Raw genomic sequence first — 21951 nt, forward strand, 5'->3', positions numbered from 1 at the left:
GATGTCTAAACCAACACCGATGATGGCGCAATATTTACAGATGAAAGAACTTTATAAAGACACGATTCTATTCTTTCGTCTTGGTGATTTTTATGAGATGTTTTACGATGATGCGATACTTGCAGCGAAAGAACTGGAAATCACTTTAACACGTCGAGATAAGAAAAATGCGATTCCTATGTGCGGAGTACCGCACCATTCAGCAAAGAATTATATCGAACGATTAATTGAAAAAGGTTATAAAGTAGCCATTGCTGAACAAATGGAAGATCCTAAGCTGACTAAAGGGATGGTCAAGCGCGAAGTCGTTCAGATTATCACACCTGGAACAGTGATGGATGATATGATTAGTGAGAATGAAAGTAATTATTTAGCTTGTCTTTATAAAATTGAACATGATTATATTATCGCTTATAGTGATGTTTCAACAGGTGAATTAAAAGTTACACAGTGCGATGAAACAACGATGATGAATGAATTAAGCAGTATTTCACCGAAAGAGATTATAGTAAATTTTGAATTACCACAAACAATGGATCAGCAAATTCGTCTGATGACAAATGTTGTATCTTTCTATGAGTCGCATGACACTTTTAAACTGGTCGATGAACTAGATATTGAATTACAACCAGCAGTTAATTTGCTACTAAGCTATATTAAAGATACACAGATGAAGGCATTAAACCATATCGATAAACCAATTGCATACAAAGCGCTGGGTCATATGAGGCTCGATATGTATGCAAAGCGCAACTTAGAGCTTACGGAAAGCATCCGTTTAAAAACAAAAAAAGGTACGCTTTTATCCATCTATAATCAATGCAAAACACCAATGGGGAATCGCAGATTAAAGGACTGGATTGAACGACCACTAGTAAATAAGGAACAAATTGAAGCGCGATTATCAGTTGTTCGTTTATTTAATGATGAATTTATATTAAGACATAATTTACGAGAAGCTTTAACGCACGTCTATGATATTGAACGCTTAGCGGGTAGAGTCCAGTTTGGCAATGTTAATGCGAAGGATTTGATACAGTTAAAATATTCATTAGAACAATTGCCTAGAGTTAATGAATTACTGCAACCTTTTCAACATATTATTAGCGGGCTTGACGGGATTCAAAGTTTAGCACCGTTATATCAAATGCTGGAAGATAGTATCGTCGATGAACCACCAGTCACGCTAAAAGAAGGTGGCATCTTTAAAGATGGCTATAATGTTACGCTTGATGAATACCGTGATGCCCAGAAAAATGGTAAAGCATGGCTTGCGGAACTACAGGCAAAAGAACGTGAACGTACAGGTGTTAAATCACTTAAAATAAGCTATAACAAAGTATTTGGATATTATATCGAAATTTCAAAAGCGAATCTCGTCAATATTGATATTGCTAATTTCGGATATGATCGTAAGCAAACATTAAGTAATGCAGAGCGTTTTATTACTGAGGAACTGAAAGAAAAAGAAGCATTGATTTTGGGCGCTGAAGAAAAGGCGATAGATTTGGAATACGAAGCATTTATCGAATTACGTGAACAGGTAAAAGCTTATATTCCTAATTTAAAACGCCAGGCAAAACGCATTGCTGAACTTGACTGCCTGCAAAATTTTAGTGAAGTCGCAACGAATAATAATTATACAGAACCGGTAATTTCAAGCCGTCGTGTGCTCGATATTAAAGATGCGAGACACCCTGTAGTAGAGCAGGTGATGGAACGTGATCAATATGTACCAAATGATTGTTTGTTAGATGATAATGGTTTTATTTACTTAATCACAGGACCAAATATGAGTGGTAAATCGACATACATGCGCCAAGTAGCATTGATTAGTATTATGGCGCAGATGGGGTCATTTGTACCAGCTAGTCGTGCAGAATTACCGATATTCGATCAAATCTTTACACGTATCGGAGCTGCAGATGATTTAGTCAGTGGTCAAAGTACATTTATGGTGGAAATGTTAGAGGCGAAAAATGCTTTAGTAAATGCGACTGAAAATAGTTTGATTATCTTTGATGAAATTGGACGTGGTACGTCTACATATGACGGGTTATCACTTGCGCAATCCATGATAGAATATGTTCATAATCATATCGGTGCGAAAACGCTTTTTTCAACGCATTATCATGAATTAGTAGGTTTAGATGATTCGCTTGATGGATTAAACAATATACACGTTGCAGCAAAAGAATATAATGGCGAACTCATCTTTCTGCATAAAATTATGCCAGGTGCTGTAGAAAACAGTTATGGTATACATGTTGCAAAACTGGCAAATCTCCCGGAAGAAATCATTAGTCGCGCAGGACATCTATTAGAAACTTTTGAAAATTACAGCATTAAAGATTTAAATTTTGTAAGTAAAGATGATAGAAAAGAAGATTTAAAACAAAATGAGATTAAAGGTGTCGACGTTTACAGTAAAGAAATCATCAAGGATCAACAAACTGTAATGCAGCCATCTTTTGATCTGTTTGGTGAATCAGAAAAAAATAATGTCATTGATGAACTGAAGAATTTAACGATAGAATCTATGACACCGATAGAAGCATTACTCAAGTTACAACAATTGAAGTCTCAAATAAAGTAGGTGAATAAATGGGTATTATAAAAACATTAGATGCCTCATTGAGTAACAAAATTGCAGCAGGTGAAGTGATTGAACGCCCGCAATCTGTTGTTAAAGAATTAGTGGAGAATGCAATAGATGCTCGTGCCACAAAGATAACTGTTGCAGTAGAAGAAGCAGGTTTAAAAAGAATAAAAATAACTGATAATGGTTCAGGTATTGATGAAGATGATCTGGAGTTGATGTTTTTAAGACATGCAACGAGTAAGATTTCAGATGATCATGATTTATTCCATATTCGCACATTAGGATTTAGAGGAGAAGCGTTAGCTTCAATTGCTTCAGTAAGTCGTGTGACAGTGAATACATGTAGTGATGGTGAAGTTGGACATCAAATTAAAGTTGAAAATAGTCAAATTGTCAGCCGTAATCTTCATGCAGCGCGTGTAGGAACTGAATTGATTGTCGAAGATTTATTTTATAATACACCTGCTCGTTTAAAATATGTTAAAAGTTTACAGACCGAACTCGGTAAAATAACTGATATTATGAATCGATTTATAATGAGTTATTCTGAAATACAGTTTACTTTAATAAGCGATGGAAAAGTAGTTGTTCAATCCATTGGCAATGGTAAATTAAATGAAGCAATCGCTGTCATATATGGTATGAAGATTGCAAAAGATATTGTAGAAATTAATGGTGAGACAGGCGATTATAAAGTGAATGGGTATGTCGCTAAGCCAGAACATACAAGAAGTAATCGACACTACATGTCGATATTTATCAATGGTCGTTATATTAAAAACTTTATGCTCACGAAAGCGATTATCAATGGCTATCATACTTTATTACCGATTGGCAGATATCCGATTGTAAGTATTCATATTTCGATGGATCCTGGACTTGTTGATGTGAATGTGCATCCAACAAAGCAGGAAGTCAGATTGTCAAAAGAACCACAGTTAATGCAATTAATTGAACAGTTAATCAAGGAGAAACTACTCGGACAAAATTTAATACCGAAAGTTACCACCAAGAATAAAGTACTTGAACAATTCGAACAACAAAAGTTTGAATATGATCATCGTATTTCTGAGCAAGTTGTAAAGGAAAATCAAAGTCCTGATTTTAAAAGTTTATTTAGTAATGAACAGTCTAATACATATGATGTTACAACAGAAGTTGTTCATAGTGAATATGATTATGTAGATAGTAATAATAGCGTTAAGGCATCTACAAAAGAAGGAGATACAAAGCACAATTCTGCTGACAAAATCAATATACATAATCGACTTGTAGAAACGAAACAAGATATGAATAGAGACTCGTTTAACTTCGAAACAGAGATTGTAAAGACGACTGAAGATTTACCTCAAAATGAAGCAATACAAATTCAACCCCGAAAACTTCCGTATTTAGAGGTTGTTGGGCAAGTACATGGCACTTATATTGTCTGTCAAAATGAGACGGGAATGTTTATGATTGATCAGCATGCCGCTCAGGAACGTATTAAATATGAATACTTTAAAAATAAAATCGGAGAAGTAAGCCATGAATTACAGTCTTTACTATTTCCGGTTAATATACAGTTAACACAAGATGAAGCAATGAAGTTTTCTATGCTTCAGGAAAAATTATCAGAAATAGGTGTAACACTTGAACACTTCGGTGGTCGAGATTATGTCGTCAATGAAGTGCCTGTATGGTTTCCTGATGACGCTAAATCAACGATTGAAGATCTTATTGAATATTTATTTGAACATCAGTATGTGGATTTAAATAAATTCAGAGAAGAGACTGCAGTTATGATGAGCTGCAAGAAATCAATAAAGGCAAACCATTATTTAAAGCATGAAGATATGATGCGATTAATAAATGAGCTCGCACAAACGAATGAACCTTTTACATGTCCACATGGACGTCCGATTATCATTCAGTTTACAACGTATGAACTTGAGAAACTATTTAAGAGGGTGATGTAATGATTTTACCGGCAATCCGTTCTATGAAAGATCTTGAAAAATTTGTGACGACTCAGTATTCCACCTGTGTCTTATTAGATGTGCATATTGGTCATGTCAGTCACTATATTCAATTTCTAAATCAACATCAAAAGTCAGCATTTATTCATATTGATTTGATTAAGGGTATGTCAACTGACGAATATGCCGCAGAGTATATTATACAGAAGTATAAAGTTGAAAGGATTGTATCCACAAAACCCAAAATTATAAAAAGAGCGAACCAGCTTGATGTTAAAACGATTCTCAGAACGTTTATTATAGACTCAAATGCACTGAAAAAAAGTTATGAACTCATACAAAGTGCTGATCCTGATTATGTTGAAGTTCTGCCTGGTCTGCTTTATAAAGCGATAGAAAATATTCACAATGTAACCGGCAAAAAAATTATAGCCGGGGGCCTTATTGAACATCCAGTGGAAGTAGAGAAGGCATTATCTGCAGGTGCAACATATGTGACGACTAGCAATAAGGAACTTTGGAAACATTGTGAATTAAAATAATTGACACCGTTTTCATAATTAGATATGATTATGTTAAGTTAATAATTGGGACGAGTAGAAGAGACCTCTAATATAAAGTATTAAGGGTCTCTTTGTCTTTTTTTAACTTAACTAAACAAAGAGGAGTGGGTCTATGAACGCTTTTGTGGGAGAATTAATTGGTACTGCAATCTTAATTTTATTTGGTTGTGGTGTAAATGCGAACGTTAATTTAAAGGGGACGTACGCAAAAGGCAGTGACTGGATTGTTATCGCAGTAGGTTGGGGTCTTGCTGTTGTTATGGGTGTGTATGCAGTTGGATCAATTACTGGTGCGCATTTAAATCCAGCAGTTACAATAGGAATGGCAGTTGATGGGAGCCTTCCGTGGAATCAAGTCCTTCCATATTTTGCGGGGCAGATGGTTGGAGGTGTACTTGGAGCGACATTAGTATGGTTCCAGTTTATGCCGCATTTTAAAGAAGAAGAAGATGCAGGTACTAAACTTGGTGTATTTGCTACTGGACCAGCTTATCCTAACTATGTTTCTAACTTTGTATCGGAAATCATAGGAACTTCTATATTGGTTATGGCACTATTATTCATTGGAGGAAATAAATTCTCTGAAGGTTTAAACCCTCTAGTAGTAGGGCTATTGATTATAGCCATTGGAGTAAGTTTAGGTGGAACAACTGGGTATGCAATTAATCCGGCACGTGACTGGGGTCCGCGTATCGCTCATACGATTCTGCCGATACCAGGTAAAGGGTCTTCCAACTGGAAATATGCAGTGGTTCCAATGGTAGGTCCGATGGTAGGTGGTGTCTTCGGCGCTACATTATTCCATGTTTTATTCAAAGAAGATCAATATATGTTATTTGGTTTATCAATCGCATTAATTGTCGCTACATTAGTGCTTGGTGTATTCTTGAATAAAGCATTATTAAAAAATGAAAAAACAGACTTAATATAAAACAAAAGGGTGATGATTATGGAAAAATACATTTTATCAATTGATCAAGGGACAACAAGTACACGTGTAATCGTTTTTAATAAAGAAGGGGAGATTAAAGGGGTATCTCAAAGAGAATTTACGCAGCATTTTCCAAAAGCAGGTTGGGTAGAACATGATGCCAATGAAATCTGGTCGACTGTATTGTCATGTTTTGCGTCTGTTCTTACAGAATCGAATATTAGACCTGATCAGATTGCGGGTATTGGTATCACAAATCAACGTGAAACAGCAGTCGTATGGGATAAGAATACAGAGCGTCCAATCTATAATGCAATCGTATGGCAGTCTCGTCAAACGCAGGAAATCTGTAATGATCTTAAAGATAAAGGATTGGAAGATGAATTTAGAGAGAAGACCGGTCTTTTACTCGACCCTTATTTTTCTGGTACGAAAGTCAAATGGATTCTTGATAATGTTGAAGGAGCTAGAGAAAAAGCTGAGAATGGTGATCTATTATTCGGTACGATTGATTCATGGCTCGTATGGAAGCTATCAGGCTGTAAAGTACACGTGACGGATTACTCAAATGCAAGTCGTACATTGATGTATAACATTCATGAATTAAAATGGGATGAACAGCTGCTTGAATATTTAACTGTACCTACTTCAATGTTACCTGAAGTACGCCCGTCAAGTGAAGTATACGGTAAAACAGCAAATCATCATTTCTTTGGTCATCAGATTCCGATTGCAGGTATTGCTGGAGACCAGCAGGCAGCGCTATTTGGACAAGCATGCTTTGAGTCAGGAGAAGCTAAGAACACATATGGTACAGGTTGCTTTATGTTAATGAACACAGGCGAAAAAGCAGTTAAGAGTGAAAATGGCTTATTAACGACTTTAGCTTATGGTATTGATGGCAAAGTCAATTATGCGCTTGAAGGATCCATCTTTGTTGCGGGAAGTGCAATTCAATGGTTGCGTGATGGTATGCGTATGATTCAAAGTGCTCCTCAAAGTGAAGAGTACGCTGCAAATGTTACAGATGCTGATGGTGTGTATGTCGTTCCTGCATTTGTTGGACTAGGTACTCCTTACTGGGATTCTGAAGCACGTGGTGCAGTTTTTGGTTTAACGCGTGGTACACAAAAAGAACATTTTATTCGTGCGACTCTTGAGTCACTTGCATATCAAACCCGTGATGTTCTTGATGCGATGGAAAAAGATTCGAAAATTGAAGTTAAAACATTAAGAGTTGATGGTGGCGCTGTCAAGAATGATTTCTTGATGCAGTTCCAGTCTGATATTTTAGATGTACCGGTAGAGCGACCGGAAATTAACGAGACAACAGCCTTAGGTGCAGCATACCTGGCTGGACTTGCAGTAGGTTACTGGAAATCAAAAGATGAAATTCGTGATCGCTGGAACCTTGAAAAGCAGTTCGATCCAAAAATGGATGAAACAAAGAGAGATGATTTATATAAAGGATGGCAGACAGCGGTTAAAGCTACACAAGTATTTAAAAAATAAGTTTTTATGGAGGAATAATAATGCAACTTTCAAGTCTGAATAGAAATCAAACATTGAACAAAATGAAGGAAGAATATTATGATATCGTAGTGGTTGGTGGTGGTATCACCGGTGCAGGTATCGCATTTGATGCAGCACAGCGCGGTATGAAGGTCGCACTCGTTGAAATGCAGGACTTTGCAAGCGGAACTTCTTCACGTTCAACAAAGCTTGTTCATGGTGGATTACGTTACTTAAAACAGCTGCAAATTGGCGTTGTAAGTGAGACTGGGAAAGAAAGAGCGATTGTTTATGAAAATGGACCTCATGTAACGACACCAGAATGGATGCTCTTACCGATGCATAAAGGGGGTACGTTTGGACCAGCAACAACGTCTCTTGCATTAAAAGTTTATGACTTCTTAGCAGGTGTAAAGAAATCGGAAAGAAGAACGATGCTATCCGTGCAAGAAACATTAGCAAAAGAGCCCCTAGTGAAAGAAAATGGCCTTAAGGGTGGGGGCTATTATGTTGAATACAAAACAGATGATGCGCGTATGACGATTGAAGTGATGAAACGTGCGGCAGAATTTGGTGCAGATATATTAAACTATACGAAAGCAACAGGCTTTACTTATGATAAGAAAAAGAAAGTAAATGGTATTGAAGCTATAGATACTATCTCAAATACAAAGTTTAAAATTAAAGGTCGTAAAGTTGTTAATGCATCTGGACCATGGGTTGATGAAGTGCGTGGAAAAGATTATTCGAAAAATAATAAGCAACTCCGTCTGACTAAAGGGATTCATCTTGTCTTTGATGAAAGTGTTTTTCCTTTAAAACAGGCAGTATACTTTGATACTGAAAGTGATAAACGTATGATCTTTGCGATTCCTCGTGATGGCAAAACGTATGTCGGAACTACAGATACATTCTACAATAATGATAAAACAAGTCCGAAAGTAACACAGGAAGATCGAGATTATATCATTGATGCAATCAACTATATGTTCCCGACTGTAAAAGTTACAGACGAGGATATTGAATCAACTTGGGCAGGTATTCGTCCTCTAATCTTAGAAAAAGGGAAAGATCCATCTGAAATTTCACGTAAGGATGAAATTTGGGAAGGTAAATCTGGCCTTCTGACGATTGCCGGTGGTAAATTAACAGGATATCGTCATATGGCTCAGGAAATCGTTGATTTAGTTGCAAAACGTTTAAAAGAAGAATATAAGCTTAACTTTAAAGAAAGCAACACTAAGCATACAACAATTTCTGGCGGAGATGTAGGAGGCAGTGCTAATTTCGAGCACTTTATTGAAAAGTCACTGAAACCTGAACTCTACAGTTATCTTCCGGAAGAGGAACAAAGATTCCTGATTAAAAAGTATGGTTCAAATGTAGAGAAATTATTTAACATTGCACATACCAAACATACTGCTGAAGTGAACGGATTGCCATTAGTTTATTACGCACAACTTGTGTATTCAATACAGGAAGAAATGGTCGTTAAACCAACTGACTTCTTGACACGTAGAACAGGTGACCTCTATTTTGATATTCATAAAGTTGAACAGCGTAAGGAAGCGGTTATAGATACGATGGCTAATTTGCTCAATTATGACAACGGACAACGAGAAGATTACACACGTGAGCTTGAACAAAAGATTCATGAAGCAAAATCTCCTTCAGTTCAAGTTTCTGTAGAATAAATAAAGACGAATAACCATTGTGAATAAAACCATCCAAATAATTTTATTTGGATGGTTTTACTATATTTAATTTGAGGATAAGATTATGACGAAAATAAATACTTTCGTTATAATATAGATGAGGTGAAGAATGATGGAAATTACGAATAAGTTTATTACGTTAAAGGATAACACACGTATTGCATTTAAATTATATAGACCAGAAAAAAGTAAGGGTGTCATTCAGATGCTTCATGGCATGGCTGAGCACATGGATCGTTATGATGCAGTTTGTCAATATTTTTGTAGTATGGGTTACGATGTTTTGATTCATGATCACAGAGGACATGGAAAGCATATCAGTCCTTCTGAAAAAGGTCATTTTCCATCAATCGATACATTAATTGAAGATGCAAATGAAATTTTTGAAACATTTGATTTTAAAGGAGAATTTATTTTGTTCGGACATTCTATGGGAAGTATCGTCGCTAGAAAATATGTTATTAATTATCCGGGTTTATTCGATAGACTTATATTGTCAGGTACTAGTTTCTATAATAAGAAATTTGAGGCAGCTGCGCTATTGCTTAAACCACTATTAAAGTTGCATCCTGCTAATAAAAAGCTAGATTTCGTCAATAAATTGACTCTGAACGATTTTAATCGTAAGTTCAGACCATTACGAACAGAGAGTGACTGGATCAGTTTGAATGAGGATAATGTCGATGCTTTCGTCTCAGATCCTGATGCAGGATTTAATATGTCGATAGGTGCTTTAAATTCAATTAATGAATCATTAAAGTTTACAAGCAGTAAGAAGAATGTTAAACGCATGAATAAAAATCTTAAGATTCTTCTGGTAGCTGGCCAGGATGACCCTTTCTCAAATTTCGGAAAAGGTGTAGATAAAACAGGGAAGTTATTTAATAAGTGTGGCATTCATCATGTATATGTTCAGCTCTATGAAAATGCAAGACATGAAGTATTGTTTGAAAAAAATCAACAAGAAGTATTAAATAATATTGGAAAGTGGTTAAACCGAAATGAATAAGATACCTTTAATCGTAATTGTAGGGCCAACTGCAGTCGGCAAAACAGCATTAAGTATAGAAATTGCAAAACGTGTTGACGGAGAAATCATTAGCGGTGATGCTATACAAGTTTATCGGGGCATGGATATCGGCAGCGCTAAGATTACTGAAGAAGAAAAGGATGGAATTCCACATCATTTAATTGATATTTTAGAGCCTGATGAACCATATTCAGCCGCACAGTTTAAAATACATGCGGAAGCAATAATTGAAGATATATATGCACGTGGAAGAACCCCGATGGTTGTTGGTGGTACTGGACTTTATATTCAGAGTTTATTGTATCAATATGAATTTGTTGAAGAAAATCAGAGTGAAAAGATGCAATTACAGGAAAAATATAATCAACTGGAACAGGACGAACTCTATCAAATATTGACTGAATTAGATGCTGAAGCGGCATCTGTTATACATCCAAATAATAAGCAACGAATAATCAGAGCAATTATTTATTTTGAGATGCACAAAAAATCAATTACGACGCAAAAAAAAAGTCAGACAATCAATGAAAAATATGATACAGTTATTATAGGACTTAATATGCCGCGTTCTACATTATATAATCGAATCAACCATCGTGTATTACTTATGATTGACCAGGGATTGGTACAAGAAGTAGGTAACTTAATAGACAGTGGCTATAGAGATAAACAAAGCATGACTGCAATAGGGTATAAAGAGATAATTCCTTATATAGATGGAGAAGTTTCATTGAATCAAGCGGTAGAAAGTTTGCAGCAAAATTCTAGGAATTTCGCAAAGCGTCAATTGACATGGTTTAACAACCAGATGTCGATTGAATGGTTTGACAGTAGCGATTTATCCATAAAAGCAATGGGTGATCAAATAATGACAAATATAGAGGGGAATTATTATGACAAATTCAGGTAATCTGCAGGATGCATTTTTAGAGAAGTACAAGACAAGCGGAACAGAACTGACTGTTTTCTTAACGAATGGCTTTCAAATGAAAGGTATCGTATTAGACTTTGACAAATACGTTATTTTACTTAATGTCGGAGAAAAAGAAAACCTTATTTATAAACATGCAATTAGTACTTTTGTAGAATAATGTGATGCAAACAAAACAATAGAACAAATCCAGTGATGGATTTGTTCTTTTTTTGCTGTTAATCTTTATCATTCATCATTACACTAAATAAGTGATATCTTAAAGAATCTTTTCGATATCCTCAGTTAATGATTCAGGTGTCTTTGTTGGTGCGTATCGGTTAACAACATTTCCTTCTTTATCCACAAGAAATTTTGTGAAATTCCATTTGATACCGTCACCAAGTAATCCTTTTGTTTCTTGTTTTAAATATTTAAATAAAGGATGTGCATTGTCACCATTTACCTCTATTTTATCATGCATAGGGAAGGTTACGCCGAAATTTAATCGACAGTTTTGTTCAGCCTCAGCACCATCACCTGGTTCCTGGTTACCAAATTGATTGCACGGAAAACCTAAAACGATAAAATCCTGATCCTTATATTGTTGATAAATTTTCTCCAGTCCATCGAATTGTTTAGTAAAACCGCATTCACTGGCAGTATTGACAACTAGCATCGTTTTACCTTTATACTGTGATAAAGGGTATGTTTCATGTTTTGTATTTGTAACATTAATATCATAAATTGACATGTTGTTTCTTCCTTTCTACTTGTTTATTTTAATGTTTTACCGCAAACTATTGTAAGAGGTGATATTTTGAACGATACACATATAAATATAGAACGTGCTCTTATTATAGCAGTTCACTTAAAAATAGAAACAGATTTTGACTTTCAGGCGAGTGTTTCAGAGATGAGATCATTATGTGAAACAGCAGGGCTCGAAGTAGTCGATACTGTAATACAAAATAAAGATCGTACTGATCATTCATTTTATCTGGGAAAAGGAAAGATAGAAGAAATTATCGAATTAAAAGAACGCGGTGATTTGGAATTTGATGTTGTTGTTGTTAATGATGAATTAACAAATTCTCAATCAAAGCGTCTTAATGAAATGCTGGACTGTAAGATCATTGATAGAACGCAGGTTATTTTAGATATATTTGCGCAACGCGCAAAAAGCAGAGAAGGTAAACTACAAGTAGAACTTGCTCAGTTGGAATATTTATTACCACGTTTAAGTGGTCATGGTCAATCATTATCACGTCTAGGTGGGGGTATTGGTACACGTGGACCTGGTGAAACAAAGCTTGAAATGAATAGACGACATATTCGTAATAAAATTCATGATATTAAAACACAGCTTGAAGTAATAAAGGATCACCGTAAAAGATATCGAGAAAATCGGCAGAAAAAACAGATGTTCCAGGTGGCGCTCGTTGGTTATACAAATGCCGGGAAATCAACTTGGTTTAATAAATTGACTGAAAGTGACACATTTATGGAAGATAAATTATTTGCCACACTTGATCCGAAAAGTAAAATTATGAAAGTCAATGATGGCTTTAATATTTTATTAAGTGATACAGTTGGATTTATTCAGCAGCTACCGACGCATCTTGTAGAAGCATTTAGTTCGACACTTGAAGAAGCAAAGTATGCAGATGTGATTGTCCATGTGGTCGATCGCAGTCATCCAGATTATATGAATCATATTAAAACGGTTGAATATATTCTTGCAGACCTCGATATGAAAAATATTCCGATGCTTACTTTATATAATAAAAAAGATTTACTTGAATCGTCTGTTGAAACAACGGGTCCTCATCAACTTGTTGTGTCAGTTAACGACCTTGAAGATGTATCACGCTTTAAAGCAGCACTGGTCAATTTAATTAAAACCGAAATGCAGTCATATCATATTAAGATGCTGGATTATGATGGTCAGACTATTTCTACCTTGAAGGAAACGACGCTCGTAGAAAATATTAAATTTAATGAAATGAGTAACCTATACGAAATTAAAGGATATGAAAATCCTGAAAACGGTGTTACTGAACAATTGATGAATCACAAAGCAGTTGAAACAATATACACAGAAACAGAGGATAATAATGAAGATAACAAAATATGATGCTTTACAGCATTTAATTGAACAAACAGATATAAAAATAGCTGAACAATTGAAACTGATTGAACAAAGAGCACTGTTTAATCAGAAAAAAGTGTTGGATGCTTTCAGTGCCTTGAAAATTTCTGAAGGAGATTTAGTAGGCTCAAACGGATATGGTTATGACGACATGGGACGAGATAATCTTGAAGCGGTGTATAGTCATGTATTTAAAGCTGAAGACACAATTGTTAGACCACAAGTTATCTCTGGAACTCATGCAATTACACTTGCACTGCAAGCGAATTTAATGCATGGAGATGAACTGATCTATATTACCGGAAAGCCATACGATACCCTGCTTGAAGTAATCGGTGTAGAAGGAAACGGTATAGGTTCATTAATAGAACAAGGTGTGAAATATCAACATATTGAATTGAAAGGTAATCAGATAAATATTTCTTCAGTACTTGATGCTGTAAGTGACAATACGAAGATGATTGCAATACAACGTTCAAAAGGTTATAGCTCAAGACCATCGCTTACCATTGTACAAATTGAATCTGCTATTCAAGCGATTAAGGCACAATATCCAAATGTGATTATATTTGTTGATAATTGTTATGGTGAGTTTGTTGAAGATAGAGAGCCGATTGAAGTAGGTGCAGATCTAATTGCAGGCAGTTTGATCAAAAATCCCGGTGGTGGCATATGTAAGATAGGGGGTTATATATCCGGTAGAAAAGATTTAATAGAACGTATCGGTTATCGATTAACAGCGCCTGGCATCGGAAAAGAAGCTGGTGCAACATTATTTAGTCTGCTTGAAATGTATCAGGGATTTTTCTTAAGTCCGCACGTTGTCAGTCAGGCTTTAAAAGGTGCGGTGTTTACAAGTGCAATACTATCACAATTAGGTATGGAAACTACACCACGTTTTGATGACTACCGTTCTGATTTGATACAATCGGTTACTTTTAATGATAAAGAGAAGATGATATTATTCTGTCAAGCGATACAAAATGCTTCACCAATTAATTCGCAATTCTTACCGATGCCAGCGTATATGCCGGGATACACAGATGATGTAATCATGGCGGCGGGAACGTTCATTCAAGGTGCATCGATTGAATTGACTGCAGACGGTCCTATTCGTGCCCCTTATGAAGCTTATATTCAAGGTGGATTAACATATGAACATGTGAAACTAGCCATAATTAAAGCGATTGAAAATTTAGTTGAAAAACAGGTTTTAACTTTATAAAAACAAATCCATGTAAGGTTTCCTTACATGGATTTGTTTTTTGAAAAAAAGTATGTTAATTTATAAATAGTTCTTAGCGGAGGTGCAAAATTGGCAAGTGATAAAGTAAGAAGAAACATGCCGGTATTTCCTATAGGTGTAGTAATGAAATTAACAGAGCTAACGGCGAGACAAATTCGTTACTATGAAGAACAGCAGTTGATAAAACCTGAACGCACTGAAGGTAATCAACGCTTATTTTCAATGAATGATCTTGATATTTTACTTGATATTAAATTGTTACTTGAAAAAGGATTTAATATGAAACGTATCAAAACATTATTATATGAGAAAGAAAGTGCGAATAATACATCGTTTGAAGTGAAAGAATCTTTATATTATGATGTTAGTGAACTTAACAGTAAGACAGAAATACCTATTAACCGTGGAGATTTATCAAGATTTTTCAAATAAATTTATTGGAGGCTATTATGGCTAAATACACTAAGGAAGATATTAAAAGATTTGCAGAGGAACAAAACGTACGTTATTTAAGATTACAATTCACTGATATTTTAGGAGCAATCAAGAACGTTGAGATTCCAATCAGTCAGTTAGACAAAGCATTAGATAATGAAATGATGTTTGATGGATCATCTATTGAAGGTTTCGTACGTATTGAAGAATCTGATATGAAATTATATCCTGACTTAGATACTTGGGTAATTTTCCCTTGGACATCTGATAAAGGTAAAGTAGCGCGTTTAATCTGTGATATTCATAAACCAGACGGCACACCATTTGCCGGAGACCCACGTTCTAACTTAAAACGCGTATTACAAGAAATGAAAGAGTTAGGATTTTCAGATTTCAACTTAGGGCCAGAGCCTGAGTTCTTCCTTTTCAAATTAGATGAAAAAGGTGAACCAACATTAGAATTAAATGACCAAGGTGGTTATTTCGATTTAGCACCAACCGACTTAGGTGAAAACTGCCGTCGTGATATCGTGCTTGAATTAGAAGATATGGGCTTTGATATCGAAGCATCTCACCATGAAGTAGCACCTGGACAACATGAAATTGACTTTAAATATGCAGATGCGATTACAGCTTGTGATAACATTCAAACATTCAAATTGGTAGTTAAGACAATTGCTCGTAAACATAATTTACATGCGACATTTATGCCGAAACCATTATTCGGTTTAAGTGGATCAGGAATGCACTTTAACGTGTCATTATTCAAAGGACCAAAAGAAAATGCGTTCTTTGATGAAAGTGGAGATATGCAGTTATCAGATGATGCGCGTCACTTCATCGCTGGTATTATGAAACATGCGAGAGGATTTACTGCGGTATGTAACCCATTAGTTAACTCATACAAACGTTTAGTACCTGGTTATGAAGCACCTGTATATGTTGCATGGAGTGGACAAAACCGTTCTCCATTAATTCGAATCCCATCATCTCGTGGTTTATCTACACGTGTTGAAGTACGTTCAGTAGATCCAGCAGCAAACCCATACATGGCGTTAGCAGTAATTTTACAAGCTGGATTAGATGGTATTAAGAATAAATTAGAAGCACCAGCACCAGTAGATCAAAATATTTACGAAATGAACCGTGAAGAACGTGAATCTGTTGGTATCGAAGATTTACCATCAACTTTATATACTGCGATTAAAGCAATGCGTGAAGATGGCTTAATGAAAGATGCATTAGGTGAGCATATTTACCGCCAATTCGTAAGATCGAAAGGCATTGAGTGGGACATGTATCGTCTACAAGTTTCTGAGTGGGAAATCGAGCAATACTTAAAGCATTATTAATAGTTCAAATCGTTGACCTATCTAGGTTGACGGTTTTTTATTATGAGAAAAACTGAGACAAATTATTAATGGATATAACGATTTGTCTCAGAAATATCTCAAAATCATTTTTAGAACACATTTTTCATGTGTGCTTCGAATATTTCTACTGATTCATCCTGTAATTCTGTAGTGACATGCGCATAAACTTTTTCAGTCATTTCCATAGATTGATGTCCTAATCTCTTTTGGGCTACTTTTATATTTACACCAGATTATAATAAAAGGGTAGCACGAGTATTTCTTAATTTATGAACGGATAAGCGGTTACCTTTACCCAATACTTTTTCTGAGCAGTAAATCATAGTAGTGTTCTGTTTTGAATTGTAAAAATAGCCGCCCAATAGGGTAATAGTGGTCAGCTAGTTAAGATTATTTTTCTAAAGGTATTTCAATTTTTTGTTCTGGTGTTATTTCATCCATAGTTTCTGGGTCTATGTACGCTCCAGCTATAAATGTAATATTTTTAATCTCTTTTACATTACTATTTTTCAAAAGATAAACAACTCTACCTTCCGATTCAACTGCACCTTTCATTTCAGTTACAAGACCTATATCTAAATCAAATAAAGCAGGTGCAACTTGTTCTCCTGTATCAGTTACAATTTCATCTTGAGCTGGATAATAATCAGCGTTTTCATCGGTATTATTTTTTAATTTCATATATACAATAATCATTTGAGCTTCATCGCCAACTTTATATCCTTCAAAGTCATAAGAATTATCTTCTGTTACAGGTTCAGTAGCTGTTTCAACTTTTGTAATTGTGAAAGTAGCTGGGCCAACCTCGCCAGATTTATTAACTTTGAAAGTATCGACTAAATCAGATGAATAGCCATCTCCATCTGGATCATCTGAAGTAGTATCGTTATTAGATGTTTCCTCTTGAGAATTATCATCAAAGATTTCCTTTAAATCATTACTATTAATCCCTTTGTTTTCATAATATTTAATTGCTTTTTCGAAATTATCTCCAGCTTTAATGACATTTTCTTTTTTAGTAAAATCATCTGTTTCCTTCTGGAAGTCTTCTTCACTCATATCTCCAGCAATAACTTTTGTCATATCGTCAGTCATATTATTAATCATATCTGAAAGTATTCCAATACCTTCTGAAATATATTGAAGATTTATTTTATCTTTTGGTTTAAGATTATTTTCTTTTATATAATTTTCAATTTCTTGTTTATTGCTTAACATCTGATTTGCAGATGCCTCCATATTTCCTGGAATGTCATCACTCATGCCGCCACCTTCAACAGTTTTAAAACTTTCAAAATTCATCGTTACTCCATCAATGAAATTTTGGACGTCTTTTTTCAATTTTTCATCACTAATATATTTTACTTTTTCTTCGTTTTTATCTATTTTATTTACCTCTTTATTATCTTGTTTTTCTTGACCACATCCAACAAGTAAAACACTGAATGATAATGCGCTTATTAATAGTTTTTTCATAACATATCTCCTAATCTACTTATATTTCTCTACACACGAAATAATTATTTCTCGATGATTCAATAAATCGAAAGGTTTTTCAATGTTGATTACAGTTTTTTCATCATTATTTAATACTATTTTATTATTGTTTTTACCTAAATAAGCGCGAACAATCCATTTTCTGTTATTGTCATCTATTAAAATATTAAAATAACTTTGATTATCTCTGTAGTACACTCTATCAGCTGGTAAAACGTCATTAAGACTAACTTTAATAATTGCATATGTCTCTAATTCTTCAGGAATAGTTGTAATCTCAGGTAAATTTTTTTGTTTTTTCTTCTTTCACTTCATTGTTTTCTGCATCTTCAGTTATATTAATTTTAGGGCTAGCACCTGTATTATTTAATGCTGCATTAAGCTTGTCAGTAACCTTATCTTTCATCATTAGATTGAATGTATGTTTTACTGTGGGATTAAAACGATCTATCACAGCTTTAGTTTTAACCCCATCATATACATGATTTAGTATATGTTTAACAAACTCATCATTTGGATTTTCTAATTGCTCGTTTAAATAATTTCTTATGAGATTCACATATTTCAATTCATAAGCAGAGCTTGATATATTTTCAATATCGAAATTTTCTTTAGTAAATTTAAAAAGTTGAGAATCGTGGTTGGTTAATTATCATTAACTGATTTACATTCGATTAATATAACGGGAAGTTCGCTGTCTATTATTTCGTAATCTACTTTCTCGCCTTTTTTTATACCGACATCGACAATGAATTCAAGTGGATTAAAAACATCATATCCTAACGCTTGAAAGAAAGGTAATATTAATGCAGTTTTTGTAGCTTCCTCGGTATTAACGTTATCTTTTAGTTTTTCTACTCGTGCCGATAAAACTTCTAAACTCGATGTAAATTTCTCCATAATAGTCTTCCTTGCTAATTTTATTTTTATTTATTTTTCTTCACTTTCGCGATTAAAAATTCTGCTTGTTCTTCTAACTGTTGAACTATTCTTTTTTGTTCATCTTGACTTAAATCGCCAAAGCCATCTAAGTGATTAAACATTAGAGTTTCAGTTTCATCTTCTTGATAAGGAGAACGTCCGTGTAATTGATCTAGTGATACATCAAAAATATCTGCTAATTTGTTCTGTATTTCTATGTTATTTAACATACCAGAAACTGCTTGAAAGATTAAGAAACCCCAGAGAAGTAATCCCAATATACTAATTGATTAAATAGTCTTTTGGGATTATTGATATTATCGTTTGCTTTGTTCGTCGAATTGTTATTATTATTTTCCATAAATAAACTCATTAAAAGAATAATTATTGTTTACAATGTCAATATATCAAATGTAAATGTCGTTTTACACTTTAAGTGTCTTATTTACATAAAATTTACACTTAAATAGTATGATGATTATAAAAAAATAATATTATTAAAAATAATTATAAAGAATATACATATTGAAACTATCCATAGATTAATATAGAATATGTTGAATGTGGCTAATTATTATTTATATTTATTATGAAAAATATAGAATTAATAGTTTATAAATAAATAAATGGAGGCAGCAAGATGCCAGAAAAAATTAAAAAGCAATTTATTGCATATTCAGAAGCTGTTAAAGAAGACAGTCCTCTATATAGCTTTATTACAAAGCAAATCGCAGAAGAAGATAATTTAATGTTAAAGATAAAGCCTCATTTTTTTAATGCGCACTTTATTTCTTTATACTTATCTTCTGTGTTAAAACATTTATATATTTATGAAGATCAGCTGCGAGAGTATTATTTAAACTTCACTAATAATCCGAAGAAACCTTCAAAAGAGATGATAAAAGCCTTTCTAACTTTTCAGGAATCTCATTTCTCTGATATTTTAAGTGACATTGAACATTTTAACTTAAAGAAGAATATTGTGGAACGTTCTTCTGTGTTAGTTCCAGTTTTTCAACATATTATTAAGTTAAGTGGAAAGGAACAATTTAATGTTGTAGAACTCGGTTCAAAGGGTGGATTATTGTTAAATTATGATTGGTATGGCTATACCTTTAATAAAAAAATAGAAATTGGTAATACGAAAGATTTTAATATTAAAGTAAAATTAAATGGTTATGACGAAGGGTTTGATATTTCAAATCTTGCACATCCACAAAAAAAGGTGGGTATCACAAAAAATAAGATTGATTTAACGCTGGATGATGAGTATTTCTGGCTGATGAGTCTCTATTATCCAGAAGAGACAAAGCGACGTAAACATTTTATGAAAGCACGTAAAGTATTTCTGGAACATCCTATAGAAATATTAGAAGGCGATGAACTTACGCTTTTACCAGATGTACTTGCTACATTACCGGACGATGAAGCTGTTATTTTATTTCATATTCATTTGACAAAGAATTGGTCAGATGATAAGAAGCAACAATTATTGGAGATAATAAGTGAATTTTCACAAACACACGAAATTTATCATGTTCATCATCAAATTTTTAATAATGATATCTATTTGGATTCATTTGTTGAGGGTAAATTACAACGTCAAAAACTAGCACATTTTGATTTAAATGAATTGACAATTGATTGGTTACATAATCAAAAAGTGATATTCTAGATTGAGTAAAAAACAGCGCATTTTTGCGCTGTTTTTTTATGCCGTAAAATATGCATCATAAATGGCTTGTACTGCTTTCGTTTCATCTGCTTCATCTATACCAAACATCATGCTAATTTCTGAAGACCCTTGATTGATCATCTTCAAGTTAATATTATTCTTTCTGAATGCTTCTGTCGCTTTATTTGCTGTACCAACCTGAGTTTTCATTCCTAGTCCAACAATCATGAGAATTGCAATATTCTCTTCTACAGAAATATCATCAACATTAAGTTGATTTTTTATTTCAGTAATCAGTTCATACAAATTATCGTTCAACTTATTTTTTCTAATGATTAAACTGATATCATCAATACCAGATGGCATATGTTCATAAGAAATATGATTGTCTTCAAGTATCGTTAATAACTTTCTTGTGAAACCTATTTCTCTATTCATTAAATACTTAGTCATATTTATACTAACAAAGCCAGAATCACAACTTACACCGACAACGCCACTTGAAGCTCTTGATTTAGTAATCATCGTTCCAGGATGGTCTGGATCGTTTGTATTTTTAATATTCACGGGTATACCTTCTTTGTATAATGGCATTAATGCTTCGTCATGAAAAACATTGAACCCAGCATATGAAAGTTCGCGCATTTCTGCATATGTTAAGTTGTGTATGGAAGCTGGATTTTCCACTATATTAGGGTTGGCGGCAAAAATTCCTGAAACATCTGTGAAATTTTCATATATTTCAGCATGAACACTTCTTGATATTATTGCACCTGTAATATCACTTCCACCTCTGGAGAAAGTAACACGATCTCCGTTTTCATTTACGCCAAAAAATCCTGGAATAATTATTTTTCCTGCGATGTTTTGAATTACTTTATAAATTTTTTCGAAGCTATCATCATTAATAATCGCGTTACCAGGTTCGTCTGATACGATCATATTTAATGCTTTCGGAGATAGATAAGTTGTTTTTATACCATTTTGATTATTATAAGCTGCAATGAGCTGTGCATTAAAATCTTCACCTGAACTTTTTATTGCATCAAGTAATCGTAATGGCTGATTATTATATTTTTGTATAAAGTCCAGAAGTTGTGTATTAAAAAGAGGGGTTAATGTTGTAGTTAATCCTAATTCATTTTCGATACTTTCAAAACGGTGAAGAATATCATTTAATTCATTGTCATATTTTTCACTTAACAATACTTTATCGTATAATTGAATTAATAAATCAGTCACTTTTATATCATCTGAATTTCTCTTGCCTGGTGCAGAAACAATTACAATTTTTCTCTGTTCTTCTTGATTTATTATATTTAGGATTTTCTTTATTTGCTGAGCGTTTGCAACGCTACTACCTCCAAATTTACATACGATCATTAACAACACTCTCTTCTTTTTGTATTTTAAGCTTTACTTTATTAATGA

The 21951-nt window shown here is 34.0% G+C and carries 20 protein-coding genes; 14 read left to right on the plus strand and 6 right to left on the minus strand.

All coding sequences use genetic code 11. The features are described from left to right. The first annotated feature begins 1 nt into the window (after position 1). From mutS to hfq, 9 genes are all read left to right on the plus strand, one after another. Complete coding sequence (gene mutS, locus HT586_RS06100) at positions 2-2596, plus strand: DNA mismatch repair protein MutS (RefSeq protein ID WP_203545398.1); 2595 nt, start codon at positions 2-4, stop codon at positions 2594-2596. An 8-nt stretch (positions 2597-2604) separates the two neighbouring features. Then, entirely contained in the window at positions 2605-4560 is a 1956-nt protein-coding gene (gene mutL / locus HT586_RS06105; protein ID WP_203545399.1) for a DNA mismatch repair endonuclease MutL, read from the plus strand. Continuing rightward, positions 4560-5102 (plus strand): glycerol-3-phosphate responsive antiterminator, encoded by a 543-nt coding sequence (locus tag HT586_RS06110; RefSeq protein WP_203545400.1) that lies wholly within the window; start codon positions 4560-4562, stop codon positions 5100-5102. Before mutL ends, HT586_RS06110 begins: the two co-directional genes overlap by 1 nt. A 133-nt stretch (positions 5103-5235) precedes the next feature. Then, a complete protein-coding gene (locus tag HT586_RS06115; protein WP_203545401.1) occupies positions 5236-6054 on the plus strand; it encodes an MIP/aquaporin family protein in 819 nt (272 codons plus the stop codon). Between the two features lie 18 nt (positions 6055-6072). Continuing rightward, positions 6073-7566 carry a glycerol kinase GlpK gene (gene glpK / locus HT586_RS06120; RefSeq protein ID WP_096076638.1) on the plus strand — a complete coding sequence of 498 codons (1494 nt, stop codon included), beginning with the start codon at positions 6073-6075 and terminating at the stop codon, positions 7564-7566. Between the two features lie 20 nt (positions 7567-7586). Then, a complete protein-coding gene (locus HT586_RS06125) occupies positions 7587-9260 on the plus strand; it encodes a glycerol-3-phosphate dehydrogenase/oxidase (protein ID WP_203545402.1) in 1674 nt (557 codons plus the stop codon). A 130-nt stretch (positions 9261-9390) separates the two neighbouring features. After that, positions 9391-10290 carry an alpha/beta fold hydrolase gene (locus tag HT586_RS06130; RefSeq protein ID WP_096076636.1) on the plus strand — a complete coding sequence of 300 codons (900 nt, stop codon included), beginning with the start codon at positions 9391-9393 and terminating at the stop codon, positions 10288-10290. Beyond that, positions 10283-11221, plus strand: coding sequence for a tRNA (adenosine(37)-N6)-dimethylallyltransferase MiaA (gene miaA / locus HT586_RS06135; RefSeq protein ID WP_133354095.1), 939 nt, complete (start codon positions 10283-10285; stop codon positions 11219-11221). The genes HT586_RS06130 and miaA overlap by 8 nt, the downstream gene beginning before the upstream one ends. After that, the gene (hfq, locus tag HT586_RS06140) at positions 11205-11402 is read left to right on the plus strand and encodes an RNA chaperone Hfq (protein ID WP_096076634.1); all 198 of its coding nucleotides are present in this window, start codon (positions 11205-11207) and stop codon (positions 11400-11402) included. The genes miaA and hfq overlap by 17 nt, the downstream gene beginning before the upstream one ends. A gap of 99 nt (positions 11403-11501) precedes the next feature. Here hfq and HT586_RS06145 read toward each other — a convergent pair whose 3' ends face one another. After that, positions 11502-11975: a glutathione peroxidase gene (locus HT586_RS06145; RefSeq protein ID WP_096076633.1), complete on the minus strand. Its 474-nt coding sequence runs from the start codon at positions 11973-11975 to the stop codon at positions 11502-11504. A 66-nt stretch (positions 11976-12041) separates the two neighbouring features. Between HT586_RS06145 and hflX the strand changes: the two genes are divergently transcribed. The 4 genes from hflX to glnA all read left to right on the plus strand — a co-directional run bounded on the left by hflX (position 12042) and on the right by glnA (position 16406). Then, positions 12042-13358: a GTPase HflX gene (gene hflX / locus HT586_RS06150; RefSeq protein WP_096076632.1), complete on the plus strand. Its 1317-nt coding sequence runs from the start codon at positions 12042-12044 to the stop codon at positions 13356-13358. Next, positions 13339-14598: a methionine gamma-lyase family protein gene (locus HT586_RS06155; RefSeq protein WP_203545403.1), complete on the plus strand. Its 1260-nt coding sequence runs from the start codon at positions 13339-13341 to the stop codon at positions 14596-14598. The genes hflX and HT586_RS06155 overlap by 20 nt, the downstream gene beginning before the upstream one ends. A 117-nt stretch (positions 14599-14715) precedes the next feature. Continuing rightward, entirely contained in the window at positions 14716-15051 is a 336-nt protein-coding gene (locus tag HT586_RS06160; protein WP_203546550.1) for a MerR family transcriptional regulator, read from the plus strand. 17 nt (positions 15052-15068) lie between these two features. Then, positions 15069-16406 (plus strand): type I glutamate--ammonia ligase, encoded by a 1338-nt coding sequence (gene glnA, locus HT586_RS06165; protein WP_203545404.1) that lies wholly within the window; start codon positions 15069-15071, stop codon positions 16404-16406. Between the two features lie 411 nt (positions 16407-16817). Here glnA and HT586_RS06170 read toward each other — a convergent pair whose 3' ends face one another. The 4 genes from HT586_RS06170 to HT586_RS06180 form a co-directional block, all read right to left on the minus strand. Next, the gene (locus tag HT586_RS06170) at positions 16818-17903 is read right to left on the minus strand and encodes a hypothetical protein (protein ID WP_203545405.1); all 1086 of its coding nucleotides are present in this window, start codon (positions 17901-17903) and stop codon (positions 16818-16820) included. Positions 17904-18201: 298 nt separating this feature from the next. Continuing rightward, complete coding sequence (locus HT586_RS12600) at positions 18202-18483, minus strand: hypothetical protein (RefSeq protein ID WP_407943968.1); 282 nt, start codon at positions 18481-18483, stop codon at positions 18202-18204. Between the two features lie 86 nt (positions 18484-18569). Continuing rightward, positions 18570-18824: a hypothetical protein gene (locus tag HT586_RS12605; RefSeq protein WP_407943969.1), complete on the minus strand. Its 255-nt coding sequence runs from the start codon at positions 18822-18824 to the stop codon at positions 18570-18572. Between the two features lie 26 nt (positions 18825-18850). Further along, the gene (locus HT586_RS06180; RefSeq protein WP_203545406.1) at positions 18851-19075 is read right to left on the minus strand and encodes a hypothetical protein; all 225 of its coding nucleotides are present in this window, start codon (positions 19073-19075) and stop codon (positions 18851-18853) included. Between the two features lie 410 nt (positions 19076-19485). Between HT586_RS06180 and HT586_RS06185 the strand changes: the two genes are divergently transcribed. After that, positions 19486-20520 carry a DUF2332 family protein gene (locus HT586_RS06185; RefSeq protein ID WP_203545407.1) on the plus strand — a complete coding sequence of 345 codons (1035 nt, stop codon included), beginning with the start codon at positions 19486-19488 and terminating at the stop codon, positions 20518-20520. Between the two features lie 36 nt (positions 20521-20556). Here the strand turns inward: HT586_RS06185 and HT586_RS06190 are convergent, their stop codons facing one another. Beyond that, a complete protein-coding gene (locus HT586_RS06190) occupies positions 20557-21903 on the minus strand; it encodes an aspartate kinase (RefSeq protein WP_096076626.1) in 1347 nt (448 codons plus the stop codon). Positions 21904-21951 lie beyond the last annotated feature (48 nt).

The organism is Macrococcoides bohemicum (genome assembly GCF_016865215.1).
GTDB lineage: Bacteria > Bacillota > Bacilli > Staphylococcales > Staphylococcaceae > Macrococcoides > Macrococcoides bohemicum.

Excerpts from the sequence above, each read along its gene's own strand:
- mutS (WP_203545398.1), top strand. The coding sequence starts at position 2 with ATGTCTAAACCAACACCGATGATGGCGCAATATTTACAGATGAAAGAA.
- mutL (WP_203545399.1), top strand. The coding sequence starts at position 2,605 with ATGGGTATTATAAAAACATTAGATGCCTCATTGAGTAACAAAATTGCA.
- HT586_RS06110 (WP_203545400.1), top strand. The coding sequence starts at position 4,560 with ATGATTTTACCGGCAATCCGTTCTATGAAAGATCTTGAAAAATTTGTG.
- HT586_RS06115 (WP_203545401.1), top strand. The coding sequence starts at position 5,236 with ATGAACGCTTTTGTGGGAGAATTAATTGGTACTGCAATCTTAATTTTA.
- glpK (WP_096076638.1), top strand. The coding sequence starts at position 6,073 with ATGGAAAAATACATTTTATCAATTGATCAAGGGACAACAAGTACACGT.
- HT586_RS06125 (WP_203545402.1), top strand. The coding sequence starts at position 7,587 with ATGCAACTTTCAAGTCTGAATAGAAATCAAACATTGAACAAAATGAAG.
- HT586_RS06130 (WP_096076636.1), top strand. The coding sequence starts at position 9,391 with ATGATGGAAATTACGAATAAGTTTATTACGTTAAAGGATAACACACGT.
- miaA (WP_133354095.1), top strand. The coding sequence starts at position 10,283 with ATGAATAAGATACCTTTAATCGTAATTGTAGGGCCAACTGCAGTCGGC.
- hfq (WP_096076634.1), top strand. The coding sequence starts at position 11,205 with ATGACAAATTCAGGTAATCTGCAGGATGCATTTTTAGAGAAGTACAAG.
- HT586_RS06145 (WP_096076633.1), bottom strand. The coding sequence starts at position 11,975 with ATGTCAATTTATGATATTAATGTTACAAATACAAAACATGAAACATAC.
- HT586_RS06155 (WP_203545403.1), top strand. The coding sequence starts at position 13,339 with ATGAAGATAACAAAATATGATGCTTTACAGCATTTAATTGAACAAACA.
- HT586_RS06160 (WP_203546550.1), top strand. The coding sequence starts at position 14,716 with ATGCCGGTATTTCCTATAGGTGTAGTAATGAAATTAACAGAGCTAACG.
- glnA (WP_203545404.1), top strand. The coding sequence starts at position 15,069 with ATGGCTAAATACACTAAGGAAGATATTAAAAGATTTGCAGAGGAACAA.
- HT586_RS06170 (WP_203545405.1), bottom strand. The coding sequence starts at position 17,903 with ATGAAAAAACTATTAATAAGCGCATTATCATTCAGTGTTTTACTTGTT.
- HT586_RS12605 (WP_407943969.1), bottom strand. The coding sequence starts at position 18,824 with ATGGAGAAATTTACATCGAGTTTAGAAGTTTTATCGGCACGAGTAGAA.
- HT586_RS06180 (WP_203545406.1), bottom strand. The coding sequence starts at position 19,075 with ATGTTAAATAACATAGAAATACAGAACAAATTAGCAGATATTTTTGAT.
- HT586_RS06185 (WP_203545407.1), top strand. The coding sequence starts at position 19,486 with ATGCCAGAAAAAATTAAAAAGCAATTTATTGCATATTCAGAAGCTGTT.
- HT586_RS06190 (WP_096076626.1), bottom strand. The coding sequence starts at position 21,903 with ATGATCGTATGTAAATTTGGAGGTAGTAGCGTTGCAAACGCTCAGCAA.